The sequence below is a fragment of the Melioribacteraceae bacterium 4301-Me genome, from assembly GCA_041538185.1.
In the GTDB taxonomy this organism is placed as follows: Bacteria; Bacteroidota; Ignavibacteria; order Ignavibacteriales; family Melioribacteraceae; genus Pyranulibacter; species Pyranulibacter aquaticus.
This window is the reverse complement of sequence record JBGORM010000002.1, coordinates 448,843-474,208: the sequence shown is the minus strand read 5'-3', so window position 1 is coordinate 474,208 and position 25,366 is coordinate 448,843. Positions and strand designations below refer to the sequence as shown.

General features: G+C 32.7%; 22 protein-coding genes and 1 tRNA gene. 3 read left to right on the top strand and 20 right to left on the bottom strand.

Annotated elements, in window-relative coordinates; translation table 11 throughout:
• Position 1: 1 nt before the first annotated feature.
• The 19 genes from ABRY23_05465 to recN all read right to left on the bottom strand — a co-directional run bounded on the left by ABRY23_05465 (position 2) and on the right by recN (position 23,160).
• Positions 2-2,479, bottom strand: a complete 2,478-nt coding sequence (locus ABRY23_05465) for a DNA translocase FtsK 4TM domain-containing protein (GenBank protein MFA3782497.1) — start codon at positions 2,477-2,479, stop codon at positions 2-4.
• Positions 2,480-2,498: 19 nt separating this feature from the next.
• Positions 2,499-3,227, bottom strand: coding sequence for a 2-phosphosulfolactate phosphatase (locus tag ABRY23_05460; protein MFA3782496.1), 729 nt, complete (start codon positions 3,225-3,227; stop codon positions 2,499-2,501).
• A 2-nt stretch (positions 3,228-3,229) separates the two neighbouring features.
• A complete protein-coding gene (gene gcvT / locus ABRY23_05455) occupies positions 3,230-4,312 on the bottom strand; it encodes a glycine cleavage system aminomethyltransferase GcvT (GenBank protein MFA3782495.1) in 1,083 nt (360 codons plus the stop codon).
• 5 nt (positions 4,313-4,317) lie between these two features.
• Positions 4,318-4,962, bottom strand: a complete 645-nt coding sequence (fsa, locus tag ABRY23_05450) for a fructose-6-phosphate aldolase (GenBank protein ID MFA3782494.1) — start codon at positions 4,960-4,962, stop codon at positions 4,318-4,320.
• A 94-nt stretch (positions 4,963-5,056) separates the two neighbouring features.
• Positions 5,057-6,652 (bottom strand): ribonuclease E/G, encoded by a 1,596-nt coding sequence (locus ABRY23_05445; protein MFA3782493.1) that lies wholly within the window; start codon positions 6,650-6,652, stop codon positions 5,057-5,059.
• Between the two features lie 23 nt (positions 6,653-6,675).
• Positions 6,676-7,752: a tRNA dihydrouridine synthase DusB gene (gene dusB / locus ABRY23_05440; GenBank protein ID MFA3782492.1), complete on the bottom strand. Its 1,077-nt coding sequence runs from the start codon at positions 7,750-7,752 to the stop codon at positions 6,676-6,678.
• Between the two features lie 46 nt (positions 7,753-7,798).
• Positions 7,799-9,901, bottom strand: coding sequence for a polyribonucleotide nucleotidyltransferase (gene pnp / locus ABRY23_05435; GenBank protein ID MFA3782491.1), 2,103 nt, complete (start codon positions 9,899-9,901; stop codon positions 7,799-7,801).
• Between the two features lie 12 nt (positions 9,902-9,913).
• Positions 9,914-10,183 (bottom strand): 30S ribosomal protein S15, encoded by a 270-nt coding sequence (rpsO, locus tag ABRY23_05430; GenBank protein MFA3782490.1) that lies wholly within the window; start codon positions 10,181-10,183, stop codon positions 9,914-9,916.
• A gap of 52 nt (positions 10,184-10,235) precedes the next feature.
• Positions 10,236-11,177 (bottom strand): bifunctional riboflavin kinase/FAD synthetase, encoded by a 942-nt coding sequence (locus ABRY23_05425; protein MFA3782489.1) that lies wholly within the window; start codon positions 11,175-11,177, stop codon positions 10,236-10,238.
• Positions 11,152-11,886 (bottom strand): tRNA pseudouridine(55) synthase TruB, encoded by a 735-nt coding sequence (truB, locus tag ABRY23_05420; GenBank protein MFA3782488.1) that lies wholly within the window; start codon positions 11,884-11,886, stop codon positions 11,152-11,154. Before truB ends, ABRY23_05425 begins: the two co-directional genes overlap by 26 nt.
• Positions 11,876-12,223 (bottom strand): 30S ribosome-binding factor RbfA, encoded by a 348-nt coding sequence (rbfA, locus tag ABRY23_05415; GenBank protein ID MFA3782487.1) that lies wholly within the window; start codon positions 12,221-12,223, stop codon positions 11,876-11,878. Before rbfA ends, truB begins: the two co-directional genes overlap by 11 nt.
• A 2-nt stretch (positions 12,224-12,225) precedes the next feature.
• Complete coding sequence (gene infB, locus ABRY23_05410; GenBank protein MFA3782486.1) at positions 12,226-14,883, bottom strand: translation initiation factor IF-2; 2,658 nt, start codon at positions 14,881-14,883, stop codon at positions 12,226-12,228.
• Between the two features lie 62 nt (positions 14,884-14,945).
• Positions 14,946-16,193 carry a transcription termination factor NusA gene (gene nusA, locus ABRY23_05405; protein ID MFA3782485.1) on the bottom strand — a complete coding sequence of 416 codons (1,248 nt, stop codon included), beginning with the start codon at positions 16,191-16,193 and terminating at the stop codon, positions 14,946-14,948.
• Positions 16,194-16,212: 19 nt separating this feature from the next.
• Positions 16,213-16,659 (bottom strand): ribosome maturation factor RimP, encoded by a 447-nt coding sequence (gene rimP, locus ABRY23_05400; protein MFA3782484.1) that lies wholly within the window; start codon positions 16,657-16,659, stop codon positions 16,213-16,215.
• A gap of 204 nt (positions 16,660-16,863) precedes the next feature.
• A complete protein-coding gene (locus tag ABRY23_05395) occupies positions 16,864-17,595 on the bottom strand; it encodes an SIMPL domain-containing protein (protein ID MFA3782483.1) in 732 nt (243 codons plus the stop codon).
• Positions 17,596-17,647: 52 nt separating this feature from the next.
• Positions 17,648-18,871, bottom strand: coding sequence for a dicarboxylate/amino acid:cation symporter (locus ABRY23_05390; GenBank protein ID MFA3782482.1), 1,224 nt, complete (start codon positions 18,869-18,871; stop codon positions 17,648-17,650).
• 15 nt (positions 18,872-18,886) lie between these two features.
• Positions 18,887-20,017: a radical SAM family heme chaperone HemW gene (gene hemW, locus ABRY23_05385; GenBank protein ID MFA3782481.1), complete on the bottom strand. Its 1,131-nt coding sequence runs from the start codon at positions 20,015-20,017 to the stop codon at positions 18,887-18,889.
• 289 nt (positions 20,018-20,306) lie between these two features.
• Positions 20,307-21,380, bottom strand: coding sequence for a DUF6588 family protein (locus tag ABRY23_05380; GenBank protein ID MFA3782480.1), 1,074 nt, complete (start codon positions 21,378-21,380; stop codon positions 20,307-20,309).
• 76 nt (positions 21,381-21,456) lie between these two features.
• Complete coding sequence (gene recN, locus ABRY23_05375) at positions 21,457-23,160, bottom strand: DNA repair protein RecN (protein MFA3782479.1); 1,704 nt, start codon at positions 23,158-23,160, stop codon at positions 21,457-21,459.
• Between the two features lie 157 nt (positions 23,161-23,317).
• Between recN and ABRY23_05370 the strand changes: the two genes are divergently transcribed.
• Together ABRY23_05370 and ABRY23_05365 are read left to right on the top strand one after the other, a co-directional pair.
• A tRNA-Met gene (locus ABRY23_05370) sits at positions 23,318-23,390 on the top strand.
• 29 nt (positions 23,391-23,419) lie between these two features.
• A complete protein-coding gene (locus tag ABRY23_05365) occupies positions 23,420-23,584 on the top strand; it encodes a GIY-YIG nuclease family protein (protein MFA3782478.1) in 165 nt (54 codons plus the stop codon).
• Between the two features lie 246 nt (positions 23,585-23,830).
• Here ABRY23_05365 and ABRY23_05360 read toward each other — a convergent pair whose 3' ends face one another.
• The gene (locus tag ABRY23_05360) at positions 23,831-24,286 is read right to left on the bottom strand and encodes a cbb3-type cytochrome c oxidase subunit I (GenBank protein MFA3782477.1); all 456 of its coding nucleotides are present in this window, start codon (positions 24,284-24,286) and stop codon (positions 23,831-23,833) included.
• 264 nt (positions 24,287-24,550) lie between these two features.
• Here ABRY23_05360 and ABRY23_05355 point away from each other — a divergent pair, with 264 nt between their 5' ends.
• Positions 24,551-25,366 (top strand): cytochrome c, encoded by an 816-nt coding sequence (locus ABRY23_05355; protein MFA3782476.1) that lies wholly within the window; start codon positions 24,551-24,553, stop codon positions 25,364-25,366.

The following is a 25,366-nucleotide window of genomic DNA, read 5'->3' as shown; positions in this document are numbered from 1 at the left end:
TTTATAAGGACCTTAATATGGTTTCTAATTGTTCTTCGTTTTCTACAATAACTTCTCTTGCTTTGCTGCCTTCAGAAGGACCCACAATACCTGCTTGCTCTAATTGGTCTACAATTCTTGCAGCACGGGAATAACCAAGTTTAAGGCGTCGTTGAAGAAGAGAAACTGAACCTTGTTGATGCCGTACAACAATCCTAGCAGCTTCTTCAAACATCGGGTCAAGTTCTGAAAGGTAATCGCCAGCACCTTCTTTTTTCTTTTCATATAAAGAGGGAAGAAAATATCGTTTAGAAAAACCTTTTTGTGCATAAATAAAGTTAGTAACTCGTTCTACTTCTTCAGTGCTTATAAAAGCATTTTGAATTCTTATTGGTTTAGGTACGCCACCAGGTAAAAAGAGCATATCCCCCGCACCTAAAAGTTGTTCTGCCCCGTTCATATCAAGTATTGTTCTTGAATCAATTTTAGTTGCCACCTGATAAGCCATTCTTGCACTAAAATTAGCTTTAATAGTACCAGTAATAACATTAACCGATGGTCTTTGAGTAGCAACAATCAAATGAATTCCAACTGCGCGTGCAAGCTGCGCTAATCTTGCAATTGGTTCTTCAACTTCTTTACCCGAGGTTATCATCAAATCTGCAAGCTCATCAATTATAATTATTATGTACGGCAACTTATAATGCTTCATTTCATCTGTATCTTTAGGTCTTGTCTTGGGATTTGAGATTTTTTTATTGTAATCAACAATATTTCTAACTCCTGCTTTTGCGAGTTTATCATATCTTTTTTCCATTTCGTATTCTACTGCCTTCAATGCTAAAAGAGCATAAGAGGGAGATGTAATTATCTCTTCCTCAATATCCGGAGATATTGCTAAAAAATGTTTATTTAATTTTTTGTAAAAGGACAATTCAATTTTCTTTGGATCGATTATTACAAATTTAACCTCTGAAGGATGCTTGGAAAAAATTAAGCTGTTTATAATCATGTTTATACCAACGCTTTTTCCAGAACCAGTAGAACCAGCAATTAATAAATGAGGCATTTTTGCAAGGTCAGTTATATAAACTTCACCAGAAATTGTTTTCCCAAGTGCTAAGGGGAGCTCAGCTTTTGCTTCTTTTAGTTTTCCAATAACTGATCTTGCTCTAACAAGTGAAGCTTCAGCATTTGGAATTTCTACACCTATTGCACTTTTACCAGGAATTGGAGCAATAATTCTTATTCCACGTGCTGCTAATGCTAATGCAATGTCATGCTCAAGACTAACAATTCTGCTTATTTTAACTCCAGGTGAGGGTACAATTTCATAAAGTGTTACCACTGGACCAGGGGTTACAGTTATATCTTCAATTTGAATGTCAAACAATGAAAGTTTCTCTTTTAATAACTCAGCATTCCGTTTTAACTCTTCTTCATGAATTTTAACTTCTTCATCTTCAGGCATTGTTAATAGGTCTAACTTCGGAAATACATAATCAATCTCCTCTTCCCACTGCTCAGGCAGTTTCGCTTCTTCATCTTTATCAATCTCAGGTACAATCTGATCTTCAGCTATAGTTTTCTGTTTCTTTTCTTTTGGCTTATCCAGTTCTTCTTCTAAATAAGGCTCAATTATTTTATCGGTATCGACATTTTTTATAATCTTAATTTTTGTACCAGCTTCTTCTTCATTTGCCAATCCTTCTTTACTTTTTTTGCTTTCAAAGAGGGATTTTAATCTGCTTTCTCTCCTAAGTTCTTTAATTTTTTCAAGATTGTCTTCAGTTTTTTCTTCAACAGGAGCTTTAATTTTTATAGGTTCAGCATCGTTACTATCTTCGTGTACAAATATACTTTTTATAAATTCAAGAGTTTTAGTTATTTTAATATCAAAAGCGATTAAAAGAGTAATAAAAATTGCTGCAGAAAGAAAAATTATACTTCCTAAACCACCAAATAATTTTCCAATTGCTTTTCCTAAGAACGCACCAGTATTACCGGAGAGTTCAAAGGTATCAGTAAATAAACTGATTTCGGGTGTAAATCTCAGCATGCCAAAAAATGTTGCTAAAAGCACACCCATAATAATTAAAAAGTTAGACAGGTAGATAGCAGCTCTATAATTCTGGGAACGTAAAATCGAGTAGCCCCAAATAAACATGATGATTGGGAATACAATTGAAAAGTAGCCCAAGGTTGCATGAATAAAAAAATTGGAGATAAAAGCACCAAAAATGCCTAACCAGTTATGAGTAGAACTTGCTTTTGCTGCAATTTCTGGATTGGAAGAAAATACTTTAATTAAGTCTGTAATCTTGTATGAGAAATTAGCGTCATCAAATCTTGAATAAGAGAGTATGCTTAGAAATATTAAAAGAGCAAATACAATTAGAAAAATTGCAAATATTTTTTTCTTTTTCTCTATTGATATAATAAAATAATTGCTATTGGAAGTATTTTCTTTTACTACTTTTAATTTTTTTCTTGAAGCCATTGTTAATATAGTTCATCTTTTATTGAACTATCATTTTTTTTATTACACCAGTAGAATAATATGGAATAATATCAATTGAATCCACATTTGCGCAATAGGTTAAGTCATCTGCAAAACCATTTTGTATAAGCAGTTGCCCATGTTCCGATTCTTTGAGCATCTTAAGAATATTTTTACCAAATGTTTTATTCAAAGCTACTGCTGCTTTTGCAGAATCTGAAATCTCTATGGAACTATTTATCTCAAGCATATCATTTACTAATCTGCCGGCACAAATTGTATCTTCTAAGGAAAATGCTCCTGAATTTCCTGCGCAAAGAATTAAAAAATCTTTATCAAGATTAAATAAGTGTTTAACAATAGCAGAAAGATTATTAAAACAACAAACAAAAAGGTTCTCTGAAAATTTAGCTTTAACAACTGCTTTAGAACCATTAGTAGTATACAAAATAATTGACTTACCTGCTACTGTTTCCGCATTATATTCAAGAGGTGAATTACCTATATTAAAGCCTTCAATCATTTTAGTATTTCTTTCACCACCAAGAATTGTTTGTCCACCGAATGCACTTCCTGAAACTTTCATAGCAAAATCGACAGTATTAACAGGAATAACTTCGCGCGCTCCATTATGCAAAGCAGTAGTTATAACTGTAGTTGCCCTCAAAACATCAATAACAACTGTAGTTTTGCCACTAAAAAATAATTCATCCACATTAGCTGGGGAAAAAAATACGTTTACTTTCATTTTTACTTCTTTATAAAAGGAAGTTTAGTAATTACTGCTGGAATTTCTTTTCCTCTAATTAGAAAATTAATTTTATTGCCTTCCGATGCGTACTTAAAATCAACATATCCAAGAGCTATTGCTTTGTCTAAAATAGGACTTACAGTACCACTTGTTACGTTACCCACTTTTTGGCCATCAATAGTCAGCTCATAGCCATGTCGAGGAAACGCTTTCTCTTCAGAAATGATGGGGACCAGTCGGCGTTTTAATCCCTCATTTTTAATTTTGATTAAAGCGCCTTTACCAATAAAATTATTTTTCTTGAGTTTAGTAATCCAACCAAGTCCAGCTTCAAGAGGATTTGTAGTTTGGTCAATATCATTGCCGTATAAACAATAGCCCATTTCTAAGCGAAGTGAGTCCCTTGCACCTAAACCTGCTGGTTGAATATCAAATTTTTTACCTGCATCAAAAATTGTGTTCCAAACTTTTTCAGCTACTGTTTCATTACCCTTAAAGTAGAGTTCATAGCCTAACTCACCTGTATAACCTGTTCGTGAAACTATCATATCAACACCGGCAACCTTTGCAAAGAAAAAATGATAATATTCCAAGTCAACCGCTCTTTCACATACACTTTGAACAACTTCTTTAGAGTTTGGACCTTGGACCGCTAACAAAGAGTACTCATCACTTTCATCTGAAATTTCCACTTCAAAATTATTGTTCTTTTTCATCCAATTGAGATCTTTATCTTTATTCGCTGCATTAACTACAAACAAAAATTCCTTTTCATTAATGCGGTAAACAAGGAGGTCATCAACTATGCCACCATCTTCATAGCACATAGCGGAATATTGAACTCTTCCATTGTAAAGCACAGATGCATCGTTAATCGTAATAAATTGAACAAATTCTAATGCTTTGCTGCCGCGTATAAAAATTTCTCCCATGTGAGAAACATCAAAAACTCCCACAGAATTTCTAACGGCTTTATGTTCTGCTATAATTGAAGAATATTGAACTGGCATTTTGAATCCAGCAAAGTCCACAATCTTAGCGCCTAATTTTTGGTGAATATTGTAAAGTTTTGTGTATTTCATAAAAATTATTTCTGTAATTTTTCCCAATCACTTAAAAATTTATTCAATCCAATATCAGTGAGAGGATGATTAAATAACTTCATGATAACATCATAAGGCATAGTTGCAACATCTGCACCAATTAATGCAGCTTCAACTAAATGCAGTGGGTGCCTAACACTCGCCACCAAAACCTGAGTCTTAAACCTATAATTTTTGTATATCTGAACTATTTGTCGTATTAAATCCATGCCATTAGTACTAATATCGTCTAATCTGCCAACGAAGGGACTAATATAAGTTGCTCCTGCTTTTGCAGCTAAAATTGCTTGTGAAGGAGAAAAACATAAAGTAACATTAGTTTTAACGCCTTCATCAGAAAGCTTTTTAACTGCTTTAATTCCTTCTTTAATCAATGGCACCTTAACAACTATGTTTTTATGTATCTTAGACAATTCAAAAGCTTCTTTAAGAATTCCATTGTAATCAGTGGATACAACTTCAGCACTAATAGGTCCATCAACAACTTTAACAATTTCATCAAGCAGTTCTCTAAAATTTTTTCCCTCTTTAGAAACTAAAGAAGGATTAGTGGTAACGCCATCCACCAAACCTAATGTGGCAGCTTCTTTGATTTGTTCTAAATTAGCTGTGTCAATAAAAAATTTCATTATACCTCCTTTACTTACATTGCATTGAATGCAATCTTATAAAATTTATGTGATTTCAATATTATAAATAATATTCAAAAAAAGTAATTGATTTTTATAAATATGCTTGTGTTAAATTTTCTCCTGTCTTTGTTGAAAATACCTGAAAAATCTGCGGGTTAATTTTCTCATCTTCTTCCAGTTTAATTTTTATGAAGTACTTAAGCTGAATTTTTGTAATCATAGAGATAAAACCCTGCTTTAGCACTTCTGCTAAGCTAGGATGTACTCTAATAGTAAGCGATTTATATTTTTTGCCTTCAATACTATAACGTTGCAGCCATTTTTCTATTTCATGAATAATATGAGTCTTTTTAGTTAAAAGTCCCGTTCCTTGACAGAACGGGCAAACTTCAAACATAGATTGAATGATATTTTCACGTACACGTTCCCTTGTAATTTGCATCAATCCAAATTCAGTCATAGGAAGGATAGCAGTTTTAGCGCGGTCTTTTTTAAATTCTTTTTTCATCTCATCATAAACTTTCTTGCGGTTTTTTTCTTCTTCTAAGTCAATAAAATCTACCACTATCAAACCGCCGATATCTCTCAATCTAAGTTGTCTAACAATTTCCCTTGCAGCCTCAAGGTCAGTTTTAAGAGAATTTAGTTCTTGTTCTTTTTTAGCTGCATATCTACCGCTGTTAACATCAATAACTACCATAGCTTCGGTGTGTTCGATAACAATATGTCCGCCGCTTGGTAAAGGAACTTTTCTGCCCATTAAGGCTTTAATCTGCTCATCAATTTTAAATGCCTCAAATATAGGCTGCTCACTTTTATAAAGTTCAATTCTGTCTAACAACTCAGGCTGTATGAATTCAACGTAATTTCTTATTTCACGGTACAATTTTTTTGAATCGACAAAAACTTTAGAAACATCCGGCGTAAACAAATCCCTTATTACACTAATTGTTGTACTCAAGTCTTTGTAAAGCAATGCAGGTGGATTGCTATTCTTAGCTTCTTCTTCAATTTCCTTCCAATTTTTTACAAGATACCTCAAGTCACCGGCAAGAGTTTCTTCAGATTGGTCTTTCGCAGCTGTTCTAATGATAAGTCCACAATTCTCTGGAATAATTTCTCGTGCAATTTTCCTTAATCTTTTTCTTTCTCTTACGTCGGTAATTTTTTTCGATACACCAATTTTATTGTCAAAAGGGAGAAGAACACAAAACCTACCTGGAATAGAAATCGAAGATGTAACTCGAACACCTTTATCTTTAACAGGTTCTTTAATAATCTGTACTAAAATTTCCTGACCTTTATGCAATTTTGGTATTTCTTTTTGGGTAGTTTCTAATTTTTCTTTTTTGGGATGGGGTTGCACTACTACATTATTATTTTCCGATGAAATTTCAGTTGATTCTTCATCGTAAGTCTCTTCATCATCTTCCTCAAAAATTCCTTGTAAAGCTTCTAAACGATCTCCTATATCAGAGAAATGCAAAAATGCATCGTGCTTTAAGCCGATATTAATAAAAGCAGCTCTAATGCCAGGCAATACTCGTGCAACTTTACCAAGATAAATATCGCCTACCATTCTTTGCTTTTCGGAATGGTCAACAAAGAAATCGACCAAATTACCATCTTCTGTAATTGCTACTCTATTTTGAGTAGTAGATGAACTAATAATAATTTCTTTAATCATTTCAATCTCTTTTTGTGGCTTTTTTAGTTAACTTCTGAAGTAACTTCCTCCTTAATTTCATTCAACCAAAAAAGCACCTTCCTTTTAAATTTTTTATGGTTTATAGACAAGTCATCATATTCATACTTATAATTCAGCAAATTATATGAATGCTCATTTACCAATTCTTTTATCTCGCTTATAGAATTTAAAGCGAAAATTCTATCTAAAATAAATTTAACACCATTGAAATAGTGGAAATACCAAATAACATTTTTTTTTGCTTTATCCAATGACCAAAACTCACCCAAGTCATTAACCAAATAATCTAAATGCCTAAGTATAGTGTTTTTTACGGTTAGAATATCTGCTGCACCTGGGTCTTCTCCATATTGAACTAAATGATCATAACGTGAAAAAATGAACGGGTTCCCTAAAGCGCCGCGTGCAATCATTATAGAATCAGCACCGGTACTTTCAATAAGGTCTTTGGCTTGTTGAGGCGTAAAGACTGAACCATTCCCAACAATATTAATTTCGAATTGTTCTTTAAGCCTTTTAACCCATTCCCAATTTGGCTCTTGGTTATATTTATCAGTACGCGCTCTTGCATGCACAAAAACAACATCAGCCCCGTTGTCTTGTGCTGTTCTTACTGTATCTATTATATTAATATGATTTCTATCTTTTCCAAGTCTGACTTTGATAGAAATTGGAATGCCGTTTGAGTTATCTTTCATCTTTCTAATAAGCTTGCCAAGCAAATTCAAATCATCTAAAAGAGCACTGCCCATTTTTTTGTTTACAACCTTTTCAACAGGACAGCCGCAATTTAGGTCAATAATATCAGGATTGAACTTTGAAATTTCTTTTACAGATTCACCAATTATTTCCGGTTCATTACCGAGTATTTGCACTCCGATGGGCTTTTCGCTGCGGTTAAAAGAAAGAAGTTTTAAAGTGCCAAAATGATTTCTCACTACTCCTTCAGCATTAACCATTTGGGTAAAGGTTAATCCGGCACCAAATTCTTTAGCAATTTTTCTGAAAGAAGAATCGGTAACCTCAGCCATTGGGGCTAAAATAAGTTTGTTTCCTAAATCAAGGTTTCCGATTCTCATACAATGCCTATTCTAAAAAAGAACTAAAATTAAGATAGATAGTAATTTAATTAGCAGCTGTTTCTTTTTCAGTTTTCTCGTTCAACAAAACCTTCCTTGATAAACTGTACTTCCCATTTTCTATACCAATTAATTTTACTTTAACTGAATCGCCCTCTTTTAGAACATCCGAAACTTTATTAATTCTTTTATTATCAATTTGGGAAATATGAAGTAAACCTTGAATACCAGGCAAAATTTCAACAAAAGCGCCGAAGTCAGTTATCTTAATAATTTTTCCATCATAAGTTTTACCAATTTCAGGATCTGCTGTTAACCATTTTATATACTCGCGTGCCTCTTTGGCAAGTGCAGCATCTTGTCCAGAAATATTAACTGTACCATCCTCATCAATAACAATCTCAACGTTAAAATCTTTTTGTATTTTTTGGATAACCTTACCGCCTGGACCAATTACAGAACCTATTTTATCTGGGCTAATTTTTGTCATTAATATAGAAGGTGCAAATTTTGAAATATTAGCGCGTGAATGAGATATTGATTCATTCATAATTTTTAAAATATGGAGTCTGCCCTCTTTGGCTTGCTGAAGGGCTTTTTCCATAATTTCATAAGATATACCTTGTATTTTTATATCCATCTGAAAACCAGTAATTCCATTTTCGGTGCCCGCAACTTTAAAATCCATATCGCCTAAGTGGTCTTCATTTCCAAGAATATCAGAAAGTATAGAATATTTATCACCCTCTTTTATCAACCCCATTGCAATGCCGGCAACTGCACATTTTATTGGCACTCCGCCATCCATCAATGCAAGTGAACCCGCACAAACTGTTGCCATCGAAGAAGAACCATTAGATTCAAGAATATCAGAATTAATTCTAATTATGTAAGGGAATTTATCTTCAGGTGGAATAACATACTTTAGCGACCTTTCAGCTAAGTTTCCATGTCCCACTTCTCTTCTACCTGGTCCACTAAACCTACCAGTTTCGCCAACGCTGAAGGGGGGGAAATTGTAATGAAGCAAAAATCTTTTTTTATATTCAGTTTGCAATCCGTCGATGATTTGTTCATCTCCTTTAGTGCCTAATGTAAGTGTAGTTAAACTTTGAGTTTCACCGCGAGTAAAAAGAGCAGTTCCATGTGGTCTGGGAAGAATTCCAAGTTCAATACTTATCGGTCGTATCTCGTTTGTTTTTCTTCCATCCAAACGCAAACCTTCTTCTAGAATTCTTTTTCTCATCAATTCTTTTTCTATATCATGCAAAATTAATTTTATTTTCTTTTCAGATTCTGGATATTTTTCATTTAACAAATTAACCACATATTCGGTTAGCTCTTTATTCTTTTTACTCCTTTCCTCCTTCGAAAGAACAGTAGCAACAAGTTCTTTCATTTTATCATAAGCTAAGATGTTTACATCGTTAAGCAAATTTTCATCGATTTGATTTTCTTGGATTTCCATTTTAGGTTTACCACAAATTTCTCGCAGTTCATTTTGAACCTGTACAATCTTTTTTATCTCACCATGGGCAAACTTCAATGCTTCAAGCAAATCATTTTCTGAAATTTCCTTTGCCTCGCCTTCAACCATCATTATTGAACTTTCGGTACCAGCAACCACCAGCTCAAGATCGCTTTCTTCAATTTGAGAGTAAGTAGGATTAATTAAAAATTGTCCATTTACTCTTCCTACTCTTACTTCTCCAATAGGACCTAAAAAAGGTATATCGGAGATTGTCAATGCCGCAGAAGCAGCGCATGCTGCCAAAACATCAGCATCATTTTCGTTATCATAAGAATAGACAAAAGCAACAACTTGTGTTTCATTAAAATAATTATCCGGGAACAATGGTCTAATTGGTCTATCAATTAATCGTGCGCTTAATATTTCTTTATCCGATGGTTTACCTTCACGTTTGAAAAAACCTCCGGGAATTTTACCAGCAGCGAATGATTTTTCTCTATATTCAACTGAGAGTGGAAGAAAATCAACATCTTCTTTAAGTTCTCCGGCTACAGCAGTAACCAACACAACAGTCTCACCGTATTGAACGGTAACTGCGCCGTTAGCCTGTTTAGCTAATTTTCCTGTTTCAAAAATTAATTTCTTACCGCCAATTTCAACTTCTTTTTTATACAGCATTAAATACACCTCTTATTTTCTAATATTTAGTTCTTTGATAATATTTCTATATCGATTAATATCTTTTTCAGCAAGATAATCTAAAAGTCTTCTTCTCTTGCCTACTAATTGCATTAATCCTCTGCGGGAAGAATGGTCTTTTGCATGAGAATTAAAGTGTTCTGTTAATCTATTTATTCTTTCGGTAAGTATTGCAACCTGAACCTCAACAGTTCCGCTATCTTTTTCATTCTTACCAAATTTTTTAATTATTTGTGCTTTTTCTTCTTTTGTTAAAGACATTTTTCACTCCTTTTATTATTATACAATTCAACTCCAGTTTATTTAACCGGAATTAATTAATTAAAACGTTTATATACTCTAAAGCTTGTTTTTTATCATTTTCAATTTGATTAACCAATTGTTCTTTTGATTCGAATTTTTTTTCGTCTCTTATTCTTTTTATCAAATCAATTTCCAATTCTTGTCCGTATATATCATCATTAAAATTAAGAATGTGCACTTCAATTACTAATTCTTTTTTATTTTCAAACGTAGGGCGTATGCCAATGTTCATCAGTCCATATAAATTTTCGTTCATTAACTTAACGCTACAAAAATAAACTCCTCGCTTGGGAATTAATTTCATTTCGTTGTTAAGATGAATATTAGCTGTAGGAAATCCTAAAGTTCTACCTCTTTTGACACCTTCGACAACCGTACCAGAAAATGAATATGCTCTACCGAGAAATAAATTAGCTTTTTCAATATCTCCATCATTCAATGCATTTCTAATTAAAGTACTGCTAATTATTTCACCATTAATTTTTGCTGGTGGCACTGAAGTAACACTAAAATTCCATTTTTCACCTAATTGTTTTAGTTTGTTGACATCACCGTTTCTATCTTTCCCAAATTTATGGTCGTATCCTATTATCATGTGCTGTGCACCTATTTTTTGCACTATATAATGATAAATAAATTCTTCTGATGATAATTGCGAAAACTGTTTTGTGAAATTAATCACTATCAAATTATCAATTCCTGCCTCTTGCAATAATTTTCTTTTTTCATCAAAGGTAGTAAGCAGCTTTATATTGTAATCTTTAGACAACACCAGTCGTGGATGCGGCTCAAAAGTTACAAGTACAGATTGGCCATTAACACTTTGAGCTTTCCTAACAACAGAGTCAATAATTTTCATATGGCCAATATGCAATCCATCAAAAGTACCGACGGTTACCACATATCTTATGGTATTATTATTTATATTAACTGTATCGGAGTATATTTTCATAATTTAGTTCTAAAAATTGATTAATCATTTTTTTGAATCCATCTACACTTAAAGCATCACTCACAAGAAAATCACCAATTTTAATTCTTCTAAGTTTCTTTAGATAAGCTCCGCAGCCAAGTACTTTTCCAAAATCATTTGCCAATGCTCTTATATAAGTTCCTTTAGAACACGTGATTTTAAAATAAATGTCGGGCAAATCTATATTAAGAATTTCGAACTCTGAAATAAAAACTTCTCTTGGTTGCCTTTCGACATCAATTCCTTTTCTTGCAAGGCTATAAAGTGTTTTCCCTTTATGTTTAATTGCAGAATAAATAGGCGGTTGCTGTTTAACAGCACCTAAAAATTCTTTACGTGCTTGATATATGTTATCAACCTTAATATCATCTAATGGTTTTTCTGAATCAAACTCAGTTTCCAAGTCAAATGAGGGCGTGGTTTTTCCAAGTGTAATAATTCCTGTGTAAGTTTTGTCCAAGTTAGAATACTGAGAAATTTGTTTAGTCATTTTCCCTGTACAAATAATCAGCAAACCTGTTGCAAGAGGGTCTAACGTACCAGCATGCCCAACTTTTTTGACTTTAGTAATTTTTCGGATTTTATAGACCACATCAAAAGAAGTGCTGCCTAATTCTTTATCAATTAGTATAGTTTCACCTTCTTGAAAATTTGGCATTATTTCCAATTTGCTTTTATTAGTTATCATTTTTATGAATTTCTTTAAAAATATCTTCTATTCTTTCAACGTAGTCATTTGTATCATCTATAAAAAAGTTCAGCTCTGGCACAAATCTAATTGTAATTCTGTGGGCAAGTTCGGTTCTAATCATGCTTTTTAATTCGTCTACTTTATCTAGTAGTGCATTTCTATTTTTTTTATCATAGACTGATATATAGACCTTAGCATAACGCAAATCGGCACTAACTTTAACATTTGTAATAGTAATAACACCTAATTGCGGGTCTTGTATTTTATGAAGAAAAATTAAACTAAGCTCTTCTTTAATTAAGCTAGCAACTCTACTTACTCTTCTTGGGGTCATAGCTATAATTTCTTTTTTGTTTCTACAATTTTATAAGATTCAATAATATCGCCGACTTTGATATCATTAAAATTAGAAATTGTAAGTCCGCACTCATATCCTTGATCAACTTCTTTAACATCATCTTTAAATCGTTTCAGAGAGGAAAGTTCACCTTCATAAATTACAATTCCGTCTCTAAACAATCTAATTTTATTGGTCCTGGATATTTTCCCATCTTGTACATAACAACCTGCAACAGTACCAGCTTTTGGCACTTTAAATATTTGTCTAACTTCTAATGTACCCGTTAATTCCTCAGATACAACTGGAGAAAGCATACCTTCAAGAGCGGAGCGAACTTCATTAATAGCATCGTAAATCACGTTATAAAGCCGAATTTCTACATTTTCGGCTTCAGCCAATTTTCTAGCATTAGTATTAGGTCGAACATGAAATCCTATAATTACAGCATTAGAAGCAGCGGCAAGCAGCACATCACCCTCGCTAATTGCGCCAACGCCTTTATGAATAACTCTCACTATTACTTCTTGATTAGATAATTTCATCAAAGAATCCGACAGAGCTTCTATAGAACCATCGACATCACCTTTAACAATAATTGGCAATTCTTTTACACCACCTTTGCTGATTTGACTTGCAATTTCATCTAAAGTAATCAAACGTACTTGACGGTGATTTTGCTCTCGTTTTAACTGTTGACGTTTAAGAGCAATTTCACGGGATTCTCTTTCTGAGTTCACAACAATAAAGCTATCACCTGCTTGTGGTATTCCTTCAAAGCCTAATACAAGAACAGGTGTTGATGGTTTAGCTTCTGTTACTTTATTGTTTCTTTCATCTAACATAGCCCTTACTCTTCCAAACGAAACGCCTGCAATAAAAGGATCACCAATCCTTAAAGTACCCTTTTGAACAAGGACTGTAGCAGTTACTCCTCGTCCTTTATCCAACTGAGACTCAATAACTGTTCCTCTAGCAGATCTATTAGGATTAGCTTTCAGTTCCAGCATTTCTGCTTCAAGAATAATTTTTTCTAACAATTGGTCAATATTTAATCCTTTCTTTGCAGAAATTTCAACGCACTGATATTTTCCACCCCAGTCTTCAACTAAAATGTTTCTTTCAGATAATTGTTGTCTAATTTTTTCCGGATTAGCGCCCGGTTTATCAATTTTATTGATTGCTACAATTATTGGTACATTAGCAGCCTGAGCATGATTAATTGCTTCAATAGTTTGAGGCATTACTGCATCGTCTGCAGCTACTACTAAAACAACAATATCTGTTACTTTTGCACCTCTGGCCCTCATTGCCGTAAATGCTTCGTGTCCAGGTGTATCTAAAAATGTAATTTCTTTGCCGTCATCTAAAACAACCTTATATGCACCTATGTGTTGTGTAATACCACCAGCTTCGCCTGCAACCACATTAGATCTTCTTATATAATCAAGCAAGGACGTTTTCCCATGATCGACATGTCCCATAATAGTTACAACTGGTGGACGAGGCTGAAGCATTTTTTCATCTTCTTCTGCTTCATTTTCAAGTTCAGATTTATACTCTTCTTGAAGTTCAATATTAAAACCAAATTCATCAGCTACTAAAGTAATCGTTTCAACATCTAACCTCTGGTTAATTGAAACCATTAAGCCAAGTCCAATGCATTTCTGTATAACATCTGCTACAGGCACGCCCATTAAATTTGCAAGTTCGTTAACTGCTATATATTCCGTAACCTTTAGTGTGGTTTTCTCTTTATTTTTTTCTTCTAAAATCTTTTCCTGAATTATTTGCTTTTCTTTCCTTTTTTTCTTTCTAATTAATGCTCTTTCACCTATTACGGACTCATCCATACTAAGCAAAGTTCTTTTTATGGCTTCATCGACTTCTTTTTTATCTATTTCAAGACGTTTTATTTTTCTTTTTTTCTTGGAAATATTAGCTTCATCTTTTTCTTCAATTGATTTTGATTTTTTCTTAGCTTTTAAAATTTTCTTCTTTTTCTTCTTTTTTCTCTCTCCTTCATCTTGTTCAGCCTCGGCAGTTAAAGGCTGCGTATCTTGTTGTTTTACAAGCTGCTCTGGTTTAATTTCTTCAATTTGCTTTTCTACTTTTTCCTCTGGCTTTTCTAAAGTTTTTTCTTTTTCCCTTTTTTCTAGTTCAATTTTGCCAACAATTGTAAGTCCCTTTTTCTTTTCAGCCAATTTAAGTTCAGAATCGGTTTTAAAAGAGCGAGCTTCTTCAACTGTAGTTTCAGAAGATACTTCGACTGGTTTTTGTTCTTCAGGTTCTTTTTCCTCTTTTTCCTTCTCTATTACCTCTAAAACTTTTTCTTGAGGCTGTTCAGTTTTATCTATCTTCTCTGCGCTCTCAATTTTTTCGGAGGTTTTTTGACTAACAGAAGCTTCAATTTCTGAAAGTTCACCTCTTTTTTTCTGAAACTCGGAAATTTTCTTGTAATGCTTTTCAGCTTTTTCAATATCTTTTTTAAAATGAGCATGGATAGCAGCCACCATTTCATCCGTCAATAAAGACATGTGGGATTTAACATCGTAGCCTTTTTTCCGCAGAAATTCAACTAAAGATTCTGTGGACAGATTTACTTCAGCTGCAAATTTGTAAAGACGTAATTTTTTCTCTTTTGTAGTTTCACTCATAATAATCCATTTTGTTGTACTATACTACAACTACTCTTATCACCTCAAAAGTGAAAAAGCAGCTATTCCTCTTCTTCAAATTGATTTTTAATTATTTCTATAATTTCTTGAGCTTTTTGTTCATCTATTCCTTTAATTTCTTTTAGTTTATCAACACCAGCAGATAAAACTTCCACAGCTGTATCGTATCTATTATTAATGAGCAATTCAACTATATCGCTACCCAACTCCTCCTTAAGTTCAACTAACTCAATATCATCTTCATATTCTTCAAATGGTTTTTCTTCACGAATTATTTCAATATCGTAACCAGTCAGCTTAATAGCTAAACGAATATTAACACCATTTCTACCGACTATACTAGAGATTTGGTCACTTTCTGCTGTAACCACACATTTTTTATTTGCCTCATCAATCTCAATTTGTTTTAATTTAGCAGGTGAAAGTGCTCTTTGAATAAAAAGAACAGGGTCATCAGAGTAATTTATAACATCTATATTTTCATTATTTAGTTCTCTCACTATAGCATGAATTCTAACACCTTTCATGCCGACACAAGCACCAACAGCATCTATTCGTGCATCTTGAGATTCAACTGCTACTTTAGCACGTTCGCCAGGCTCGCGAGCTATTCTTTTAATTTCTATAATTCCATCGTATATTTCAGGGATTTCTATTTCAAAAAGCCTTTGTAAGAATAAATTATCGGCACGCGAAATAATGATAAGAGGTCCGTTAGGAGTTTTTTTAACTTCTTTAATAACTGCTCTAATTGTATCTCCTTTACGATATTTTTCTTTAGGTATTTGTTCACTTCTTGGCAGTACTAATTCATTTTTATTATGATTAACGAGCACGTCGTTTTTCCTAACTTGGTAAATGTCTCCTACTACTATTTCACCTAACATTTCGCGGTATTCGCTGTAAACAATGTCTTTTTCTATTTCTCTGATTTTTTGATTTAGACTTTGTCGTGCTAAATTAATCAATCGTCTGCCAAACTGGTTTAATTCAATTTTCTCTACATATTCATCGCCGACTTCTAGTTCATCAGGATTTCCCTTTGCGTTCAGTTCATCAATGCTTATTTCTAAGTTAGGGTCAGTAACATGTTCTACTACTGTCCTTTCGAAGAAAATTTCTATATCGCCTTTATCCATATTAACCACAACATCGTATTTAGCGTTTGGCCCGTACTTTTTCTTTACAAGCACACCAAAAATTTCTTCTATTATACCAGCGAGAACATCTTTATCAAGACTTTTCTCGCGAACCATTTGTGCAAACGATTCTACTATTTCTGCGTTCATTTATTATTTTCCTCCATTATCAAAAACTTATTAAGACTCTTGCTTTCTTAATATTGTCAAAATTTATTTTTATTTCTCCTTGTTTATTACTAAAAGATAGCTGATTACCGGTTATATTTATTAGTCTGCCAACAAAGTCGTGCAATTGTTCGTTTTCCATGTACTCCAGTTCAAATTTTCTGTTTAGATGTTTTTTGTACTGTTCAAGGTATTTAAGAGGACGATCAACCCCGGGTGATGATACATCCAATCTATAATCCGACTCTATTAAACCATATTTTTCTATTGTAGCTTTAATCTCTTTTGAAATAATAGTACAATCTTCAGAAGTAATTCCTTTTTCGTTATCGACAAATAACTCTATTATTTTTAATTTAGAGTCGCCCCGCACTCTTAAATCAATAAAAAGATAATTTAGCGAATTAACTACGGCTTCAAATTTTTGTAATAAATCTTGTTTTTCCATTTTACACAAACAAAAATCGCCCACAAGGGGCGAATTGATATGCAAAATTTATAATAAATAATAAGAATAAGCAAATAACAGAATTCAATATTACTTAAAATATTTTGGTAATTAAATTTCAAAAATGGATAAGTTTTTCAAGTTAATTAGAATTAGCTATTGTTTAGCAGCTCTAAGAGTAATTTTCTTGTAAAAAATCTGGATTTAATTTATTTCAAAGGCTGCAGAAACAACAGCTGTAATATCTTTAACAATTGAGGTGTTATCATTTATTCCGTAGTCTGAGACTAAATTTGAATTTTTGGGTGTAATTTGAATAACTCCCATTCTTGCGCTTCTTAGTGGACCTAGTGACCTTCCAGTAGCCTCTGCAATTTTTTCTGCCCGCTCTTTTGCATTTTTAGCTGCTGCAGCTTGAATAGCAACTTTTAATTCGTCAATCTTGGAATATAAATACTCAGGCATTTCGACATTAACATCAATCCCTTTTTCTACCAAAGAACTAAGTGTTAACGAAAGATCTTTAATTTTGTCAACATCTTTGGATGTAATTTGAAATCTTTGAGAATAAACATAATGAGATATATTTTGTGTCATTGTGCCGTTTGGCGCCGTTTCGTATACTGGATAGCCATTAATAGTTAGTAGTTCAATTTGATCATTCTTAAAACCTTTTGCTTCTAAGAATTTAAGCAAAACAGGAACTGCTTGTTGAAGCTGTTGATAAGCTAATTTTCTGTCTTTATTAGTACCTTGTATAGTTCCTCGTTGTATCGCTAAATCAGAAGTTACTTCTTGTTTTGCCGAACCGGTAACAGTAATAGTTTGCTGTGCACTTTTAGCTGATTTCCATACTAAAGAAAAAATAATCACCGAAATTAAAATAGCCGCTGATAAAATAGAAAGTGGCAATAATAAATTATTTTTCTCTTTCATGGTTGTAACCCTTTATGTTTTTTGAGGTAAAAATAATTTTTTTAACTAACAATTAGACTTTTAATTTTTCGCCTTCGGATTTAGCCACAACTACGGCGCCGCAGCTATCGCTCCAAACATTAACTGTAGTTCTGCACATATCTAATATTCTATCAACAGCTAATATAAGACCAACTCCTTCAAGCGGCAAGCCTACAGCAGACAGCACCACAGTAATCATTACCAAGCCAGCCATTGGAATACCGGCTGCACCAATTGAAGCAAGTAAGGCTGTAACAACAACTATTACTTGCTGAACAAACCCAAGATGAATTCCGTAGGCTTGTGCAATAAATATTGCAGCAACACATTCATACAAAGCTGTTCCATCCATATTCACCGTTGCACCGAGCGGAAGCATAAAGGAGGTAATTTTATTTGATACACCAGAGTTGTCCTCGACGGCTTCCATTGTTAATGGTAATGTTGCATTTGAAGATGAAGTTGTAAAAGCAGTAATTAATGGTGTTGCCATTGCCTGAAAATGCTTTAAGGGATTAACTTTGCCAACTATCCTTAATATTAAGGGTAAAGTAATGAAAGCATGTATAAACAAGCCAAGCAAAACTGAAATCATGTATAATCCGAGCCTGCCTACAATATCCAATAGCGCTGCTTTATCACCAGCTTGTTCAGCTACAACCCCAGCAACTATGCCTAATACACCTAAAGGAGTGAATTTTATCACAAAAAGCGTAATTTTCATCATTACTTCAAAAGTAGAATTAAAAAAATCAGTTAAATTTGATTGATATTTTAAATCTACCTTCGTAATAAAGAAACCAAAAATTATTGCAAAGAAAATTATTTGCAGCATTTGAGATTCAGTAAAAGATTGGAATACATTTGTTGGTACAATTTCTAACAAAGTTTTGCCAAAAGACTCTTTAGCGATAGCTAAACCTTCTACTTGCTTAGTAAAACCAAGATCAGCACCCACCCCTGGTTGAAGTAAATTAACTAAAAATAATCCTGTTAGTATTGCAAACAAGCTTGTTGATACATAATACAAAATTGTTTTTAATCCCAACCGTCCTAAATTTTCTCCGCTGCCAATGTTAGTTACACCTGAAACAATTGAACTAAAAACAAGTGGCACTATCACCATTTTTAATGCTCTAAGAAATAAATCACCCAGCCATGTTATATACTTAACATCATTAGTTAAAAATAATCCACAAAAGATGCCAACTAATAAGCCTATTAAAATTTGCCAATGTAGTTTTATTCTAAGCATATATATTTCCTTTAGTTAATGAAATTTAGAAATAATTTCGTCACAAACAGCATATCCTTTTTTAGTCAACTTAAAGGAGTTCCCTTTTTGTAATAAATATCCATCTTGCATTAGCATTTGAATATAACTTTGATTTCGCACATACCATGATGAGTCATAGTATTCTTTTAATAGCTCAATATCCAAACCACTACTTCTAAGCGATAACATAACAAATTCCTCAGTTTTTTCTTTTTGAGTTAAAATTTCCTCTCCAATTTTTGCATGGCCTTTTTCATTTACTGCTTTACTGTAAAAAGTCAAACTAGAATAATTCCACCATCGTTTCCCTTCAATAAAAGAATGTGCTGAGGTCCCTAGACCTAAATAATTTTTGTAATGCCAATAAGCATTGTTATGGATACATTCGAAAGAAGGTTTTGAAAAATTGGAAACTTCATACTGGTTAAATCCATTTTCTTGCAAAAAATCTATTGTAAACTCGTACAATTCTGCGTCGTAGTCAGCATCTTGCAAATTTACTTTTCCATCTAAGACCATTTTGTTTAATATAGTTCCTTTTTCTAAAATTAGACTATATGCAGAAATATGTTTAATTGGAAGTTGAACAGCTCGCTGTAAGTTTTTCCCCCATTTTAATAATGTTTGATTAGGCAAATTAAAAATCAAATCTATGCTGATATTTTCAAAGCCACAGTTATTTGCCTCTATAACTGTTTGCACAGCAGTGCTGCTATCATGAATTCTTGTTAAAAATTTTAATTCATCGTCGTTGAAAGATTGCACACCAATGCTTAATCTGTTAATACCTATCTTTCTAAATTCACTAAGTTTATTAGTATTTACAGTCCCAGGATTTGTTTCCAGTGTAACTTCCATTTCTGAGTTAATATTAAATTCTTGTTTTAAAAAAGAAATAAGCTGTTCAATATAACTTGGCTCCATAAATGAGGGTGTTCCTCCGCCGAAATAAATAGATATAACTTTATATTCATCACAAAATGACTTAGAGTAAAATTCAATTTCTTTTTTAAGATGATATAAATAACTCAAAACATTTTGATAGGAAACAATAGAATAGAAGTCACAATAAATACATTTATGGTCACAAAAAGGAATATGAATATAGATAGCAAGTTCTTTCATTAGAAATTATTAGCTTGCTCAAATTTGTAAAATGGAATTAAATAATCTCTTGTTTTTAAAATAACGAAAGAGAAAATAAATTTATTCTGCACGAAAAGGAAATTCATAGAAAAAAAATGAAGAGCAATCTGAAAAAATCCACAGCTACCATGAACCCTTTAATTGTATTACAATAACAAATAAGACTTTAATTTTAAACTTGGATTTAAAATTGCTTACCTTTAGTAAAAGTTAATTAATAGTCGGCAAGCCCAAGCAATATTTATACAGCTTCAAGAAAATCGAGCTTTTACCAGCCCAATGAAACTCCTGCACTCACAGTATTGGTATTAGCCGCTTTATAATCTACATTAATATTTATCGCGGCCAATTTGAAAAGCACACCAACTAAAAGTCCAATATTGTTGTTTCCATCCAGCTCAAATTTAATTGGAACATTAACGTTTATTGGTGTATCATTAATATATTGAATTTCTTGATACTCATATTTTACTGTAGTTTTAGAAGATTCAAATGTAGCTCCAGCGTATGGTTTAATGGCAAATAGACCACCGATTGTTTTACCGATAAACAATCCAAACTCTGAAGCATGGCTTTCAAAAATATCACCTACTTTTAATTGTTGATAAAAATAACCAATAGCTACATCAAGCGGCAAAGGATTGTTAAACCAAACACCGGGATTATGTAACGCACCGGCACCCCAGAAGCTAAACTTTCCCATATCTTTAATATCAATATTAGGGAAATATCTAAATGAAATATTTGTCCCAGCAATTGTACCTAAAGTAAGCTGAGCTGCTGCTGTAGGAAAAGCTGGTATTTCATCTAAAAATCCTTTTACATCTTCTACTGCCACTTCATATGAATTAAGTTTGTAAGTAGTATTGCCTGATTGAAAATCTTTTCCGGGAAATTTTATTTTCAGGAAGTCGTTTTTACTTCCAATTATAGTAGGACCGGAGAATTGAACATCAAATTTTTGTTTTGCAAAGTCACTTTTAAGTTGATTATAATTTGACTGACCTATGCTTTGTGGTGAATATCCCGAATTCTGGAGAATAAGGTCTATTTGGTCTGAAGTGAAACGAAACGTTCCAGAAACTGAAAAATTTTTATCATCTTTACTAAAAAAAGAACCCATGCCGATTATCTTCAAATCGATATGAAAACCAAGCAATATTGGTTCAGGAAGTTGCGATACCCAACCAGAATTTAAATTAGAACCAAAAGCAGAGATGACAGGCTTAACATAAGCTGTACCTGCAGTCTGCGATAAATTTGACAATGTTTCGTCTAAGGTTTGTGAATTAGTAAGAGATGAAAATAAAATTGCAGAAAGAACAATTAGCTTAAGTTTCATTTTTTCCTCCAAGTATAAAATAATTTCGTCTAAATTTTATAAAAATCTAAAAATAAATTTATGATACAAAACACTTTTAGCGAGAATTAATCAGTTCTTTTGCACTTTTAATAGCAGACTCAGTCACTGTTTCGCCAGCTAATAATTTAGCTACTTCCCTAATTTTTTCATCGTCGGTAATTTTACGTATAGTACTGACCATTCTATCTTTCAATTTTATTTTTTCAACAGCAAAGTGAAAATCAGAAAGACCAGCTATCTGTGGCAGGTGTGTTATAGCAATAACTTGATGATAGGCAGATAATGACTTCAAAGCAGCGCCAACTTTTTGAGCTATTCTTCCACTTACCCCAGTATCAATTTCATCAAAAATTAAAATTGGCAAACGTTCGGATTTAGCAAGTACAGATTTTAAAGAAAGCATTATTCTTGATACTTCTCCCCCTGAAGCCACTTTTACTAATGGTTTAGGATCTTCGCCTAAGTTTGTGGAAATAAAAAATTCTACTTCGTCGATTCCTCTTTCATTATATTTATAATTTTTGTCCCCAATAATAACATAATTTGAGTTTTCATCAGCTACAAATTGCGAAATTTTTACCTCAAAATTTGGTTCATTTATTCCCAAACTTTGCAATTCTATTTCTACTGCCTTTTTTATTTTGTCAGCCGCCTTCTTTCTTTCTACAGACAATTTATTAGCTGCTACTCCACATAGTTTCCTAAGGCTTGTAATTTCCTTTTCTAGCTCATTAATTTTTACAGAAAAATTTTCAGCTAATTGGTACTCTTCACCTATCTTTTTTCTGTGGTCTATAACATTCCTAATAGTACCACCATATTTTTTTTTGAGTAAATTAAATTCACTTAACCGTCTGCGTATTTCTTCTAGTCTTGCAGGGTCAAGATTTATTTTCTCCTTATAAGACCGGACAAAATGAGAAACATCATTTAATAATGCTAATGCAGATTCACACTCACCTAATCTTTCTAAAAAAACTTTATCAATATTACCCAACTGATTTAGCTTATTTTTTACCTCTACAATTTTATCATAGATCGAACCATCCTCTTCATAAAGAGTATTGTAAACATCAGCTGTTAGCTCAATTAATTTTTCTGAATTCTCTAATATTTTTAATTCGCTTTCTAAACTGTCTTCTTCATCTAATTGTGGAGAAACCTCATCAATTTCCTTAATCTGAAACTCGTAAAGTTCTTTTTTTTCTTTCAGAAGCCTTTCTTTTTGAAGGAGTTCACGATATTCTTTAAGCAATATTTCTAATTGATTCTTAAGTTTTTCAAATTCATCAAGTAAATTATCGAGATTAACAAACTCATCAAGCATTTCAATATGAGTTTCAACTCTTAATAGTGATTGATGTTCATGTTGACCGTGAAGATCAACTAGTAAATTACCTATATCTTTAATCAAATTAAGTGTAACAGGAGTATCGTTAATAAAACACCTGTTAGAGCCCTTTAACGATATTTCCCTTCTTACAATTAATTCAGCATTACTCTCAATCCCATTTTCTTCAAGAAGTTTGATAACTTTTTTATTCTTTTGTATTTCAAAGATACCCTCAACAATTGATTTAGAGGCACCTTTCCTAACCACATCATTTGAAGCTCGCTCACCCAACAACAGACCCATTGCATCAATTAATATTGATTTACCCGCTCCAGTTTCACCTGTGATTATGTTCAGTCCACTACCAAACTCAACTTCAATGTTTTCTATTAGAGCGTAATCCTTAATTAGAAGTGATTTCAGCATTTCAAATGAATTTAGTTTTATACGAATATTGTGAATAGAAAGTTAACTATCAAGTTCCTTAGTTAATCTAAAAATGAAATTTGTAAGATTATAAATGGTTTAATATATTTGTCAACGACTTTTTAATGTGTTCTTAAAACAAAATTGTAAACTACATCGCGGGGTGGAGCAATTGGTAGCTCGTCGGGCTCATAACCCGAAGGTTGTAGGTTCAAGTCCTACCCCCGCTACTAAGTTCTATTATCTTTATTTTTTTCTTATGCCTTTTGTCTATATTATTCGAAGTCAACAAGGACACATCTATGTTGGTTCTACTACCAATCTCCAGAATCGTCTTCAACAACATAATGACCATATCCCTTTTTGGACTAAAAGAGGTACTAATTGGAAATTAATTTATCACGAGAAGTTCTCCTCTCTCTGATGCTCGTAAAAGAGAACGTTGGTTTAAGTCCGGTACCGGCAGACTCTTTATTAAACTCACAAATACAGCTATAAAATTCATCAGAAAATGATTTACCTAATGACAAATTATTTTAATGAATTCAACGTTTTTACGCAATAATACTTTTATTAATTGAAAAAGAATTTTTTAACCAAAATTTCTCCTTTTGGTTTAATATAATGATAAAAGCAAATAGGTCTATATTTTCTTTAAAAATTATTCCAGCTAAAATTTTTCTCCTTTTGCTTCTCTATATTGACTACCAACCGGTCTAATCCTACCCCACATTGAATAGAAAAAAAGAATCATTGCAATAACCTGAAACAATGAAGCCAAAGAAATGACATAATTAAGCCATGTGATATATACAAACCCAGCTATAACTTGAAATATAAATCTTACTAAAGTCGAAATTGTCATCATCCAATAAGTTATTAAAATAAGATTTGGGTTATACTTTTTGTCATCTTTTTCAGCTCTCGGGAAAAACCATAAAGCCACCCCCATTATCATCATCATTACTGAACCGACAAGAATTATATGCGTATGTGCTGAAACTAATTCTTGCGTATAAATTGTGTTTAGTACATACTTTGCTAGGGACATGTACAACCCGGTAAGAATTCCAAGTATAAGAAAAATAACACTTGTCTTTATGAAATACCGCACTGTAGTAAACATGGCCATCCTCAATTTTTATTGTAATTGTAATTTATTCTCTTCACCCATAAATAACTTTGACTTAAGTCAGAATTTTCCCAACTGAATATTTATAGTGCACTTTTAGATGAAAAAATTTTTCTTCAAAATAAAACTTAGACGAAAATACTCATAATACTGTTGATATATTATATTATAATAATTAACTTATATCAGAATAAAAATTCTGTTTATAGATTTTTACATATAAATTGGACATAAAAGCAATTTTGGAATAAAAAAATCATGTATAAAGAAATTTTTCTGTTCATAATACTTTTATTATACACTTCATTACAAGCACAATCTGAAGGTGAAAAAATTTTTTCGAAGAGGTGTACTGCATGCCACACAATAGGGAGCGGAAAATTAATCGGTCCAGATTTAGCAAACGTTAACAAAAGAAGAAGCGAGGAATGGATTATAAAATTTGTTCAATCGTCGCAAAGTGTTATTAAATCCGGCGATTCAACGGCGGTAGCAGTATTTGAAGCGAACAATAAAGTCGTTATGCCAGATCAGGATTTAACTCCAGCTCAAATTAAATCAATCATTTCATACATAGCTGCTAACAGTCCCGATGCAAATAATCCTAATGCTAAAGTTCCCTTGCAAATTTTTAATGCTTCTTTAATAACACAAGCTGATATTGAGAGAGGGAAAAAACTTTTCATGGGGGAAGTAAGATTTGCAAATGGCGGACCGGCATGTATCTCATGCCACAATGTGAATAATGTGGGAATGTTTAACGGTGGATTATTAGCCAAAGATCTTACAAATGCATTTACTCGCTTGAGCGCCGCTGGAATTGACGGTATTATAAGAAATCCGCCCTTCCCGGCAATGATTGATGGCTTTGGGCAAAAATCATTAACAGATCAGGAAATTAAAGACTTGCTGGCTTTTCTGTATAATGCAGATTTGCAGGGCACAGCACAATTAAGTCCACTACAATCGCAATTAGATTTACTAATTGGAGTAGTGTTAATATTAAATATTGTACTAGTCATTTTTCTTTTTGCATGGCAAAGAGTAAAAAAATACAGTGTTAATCTCAATTAA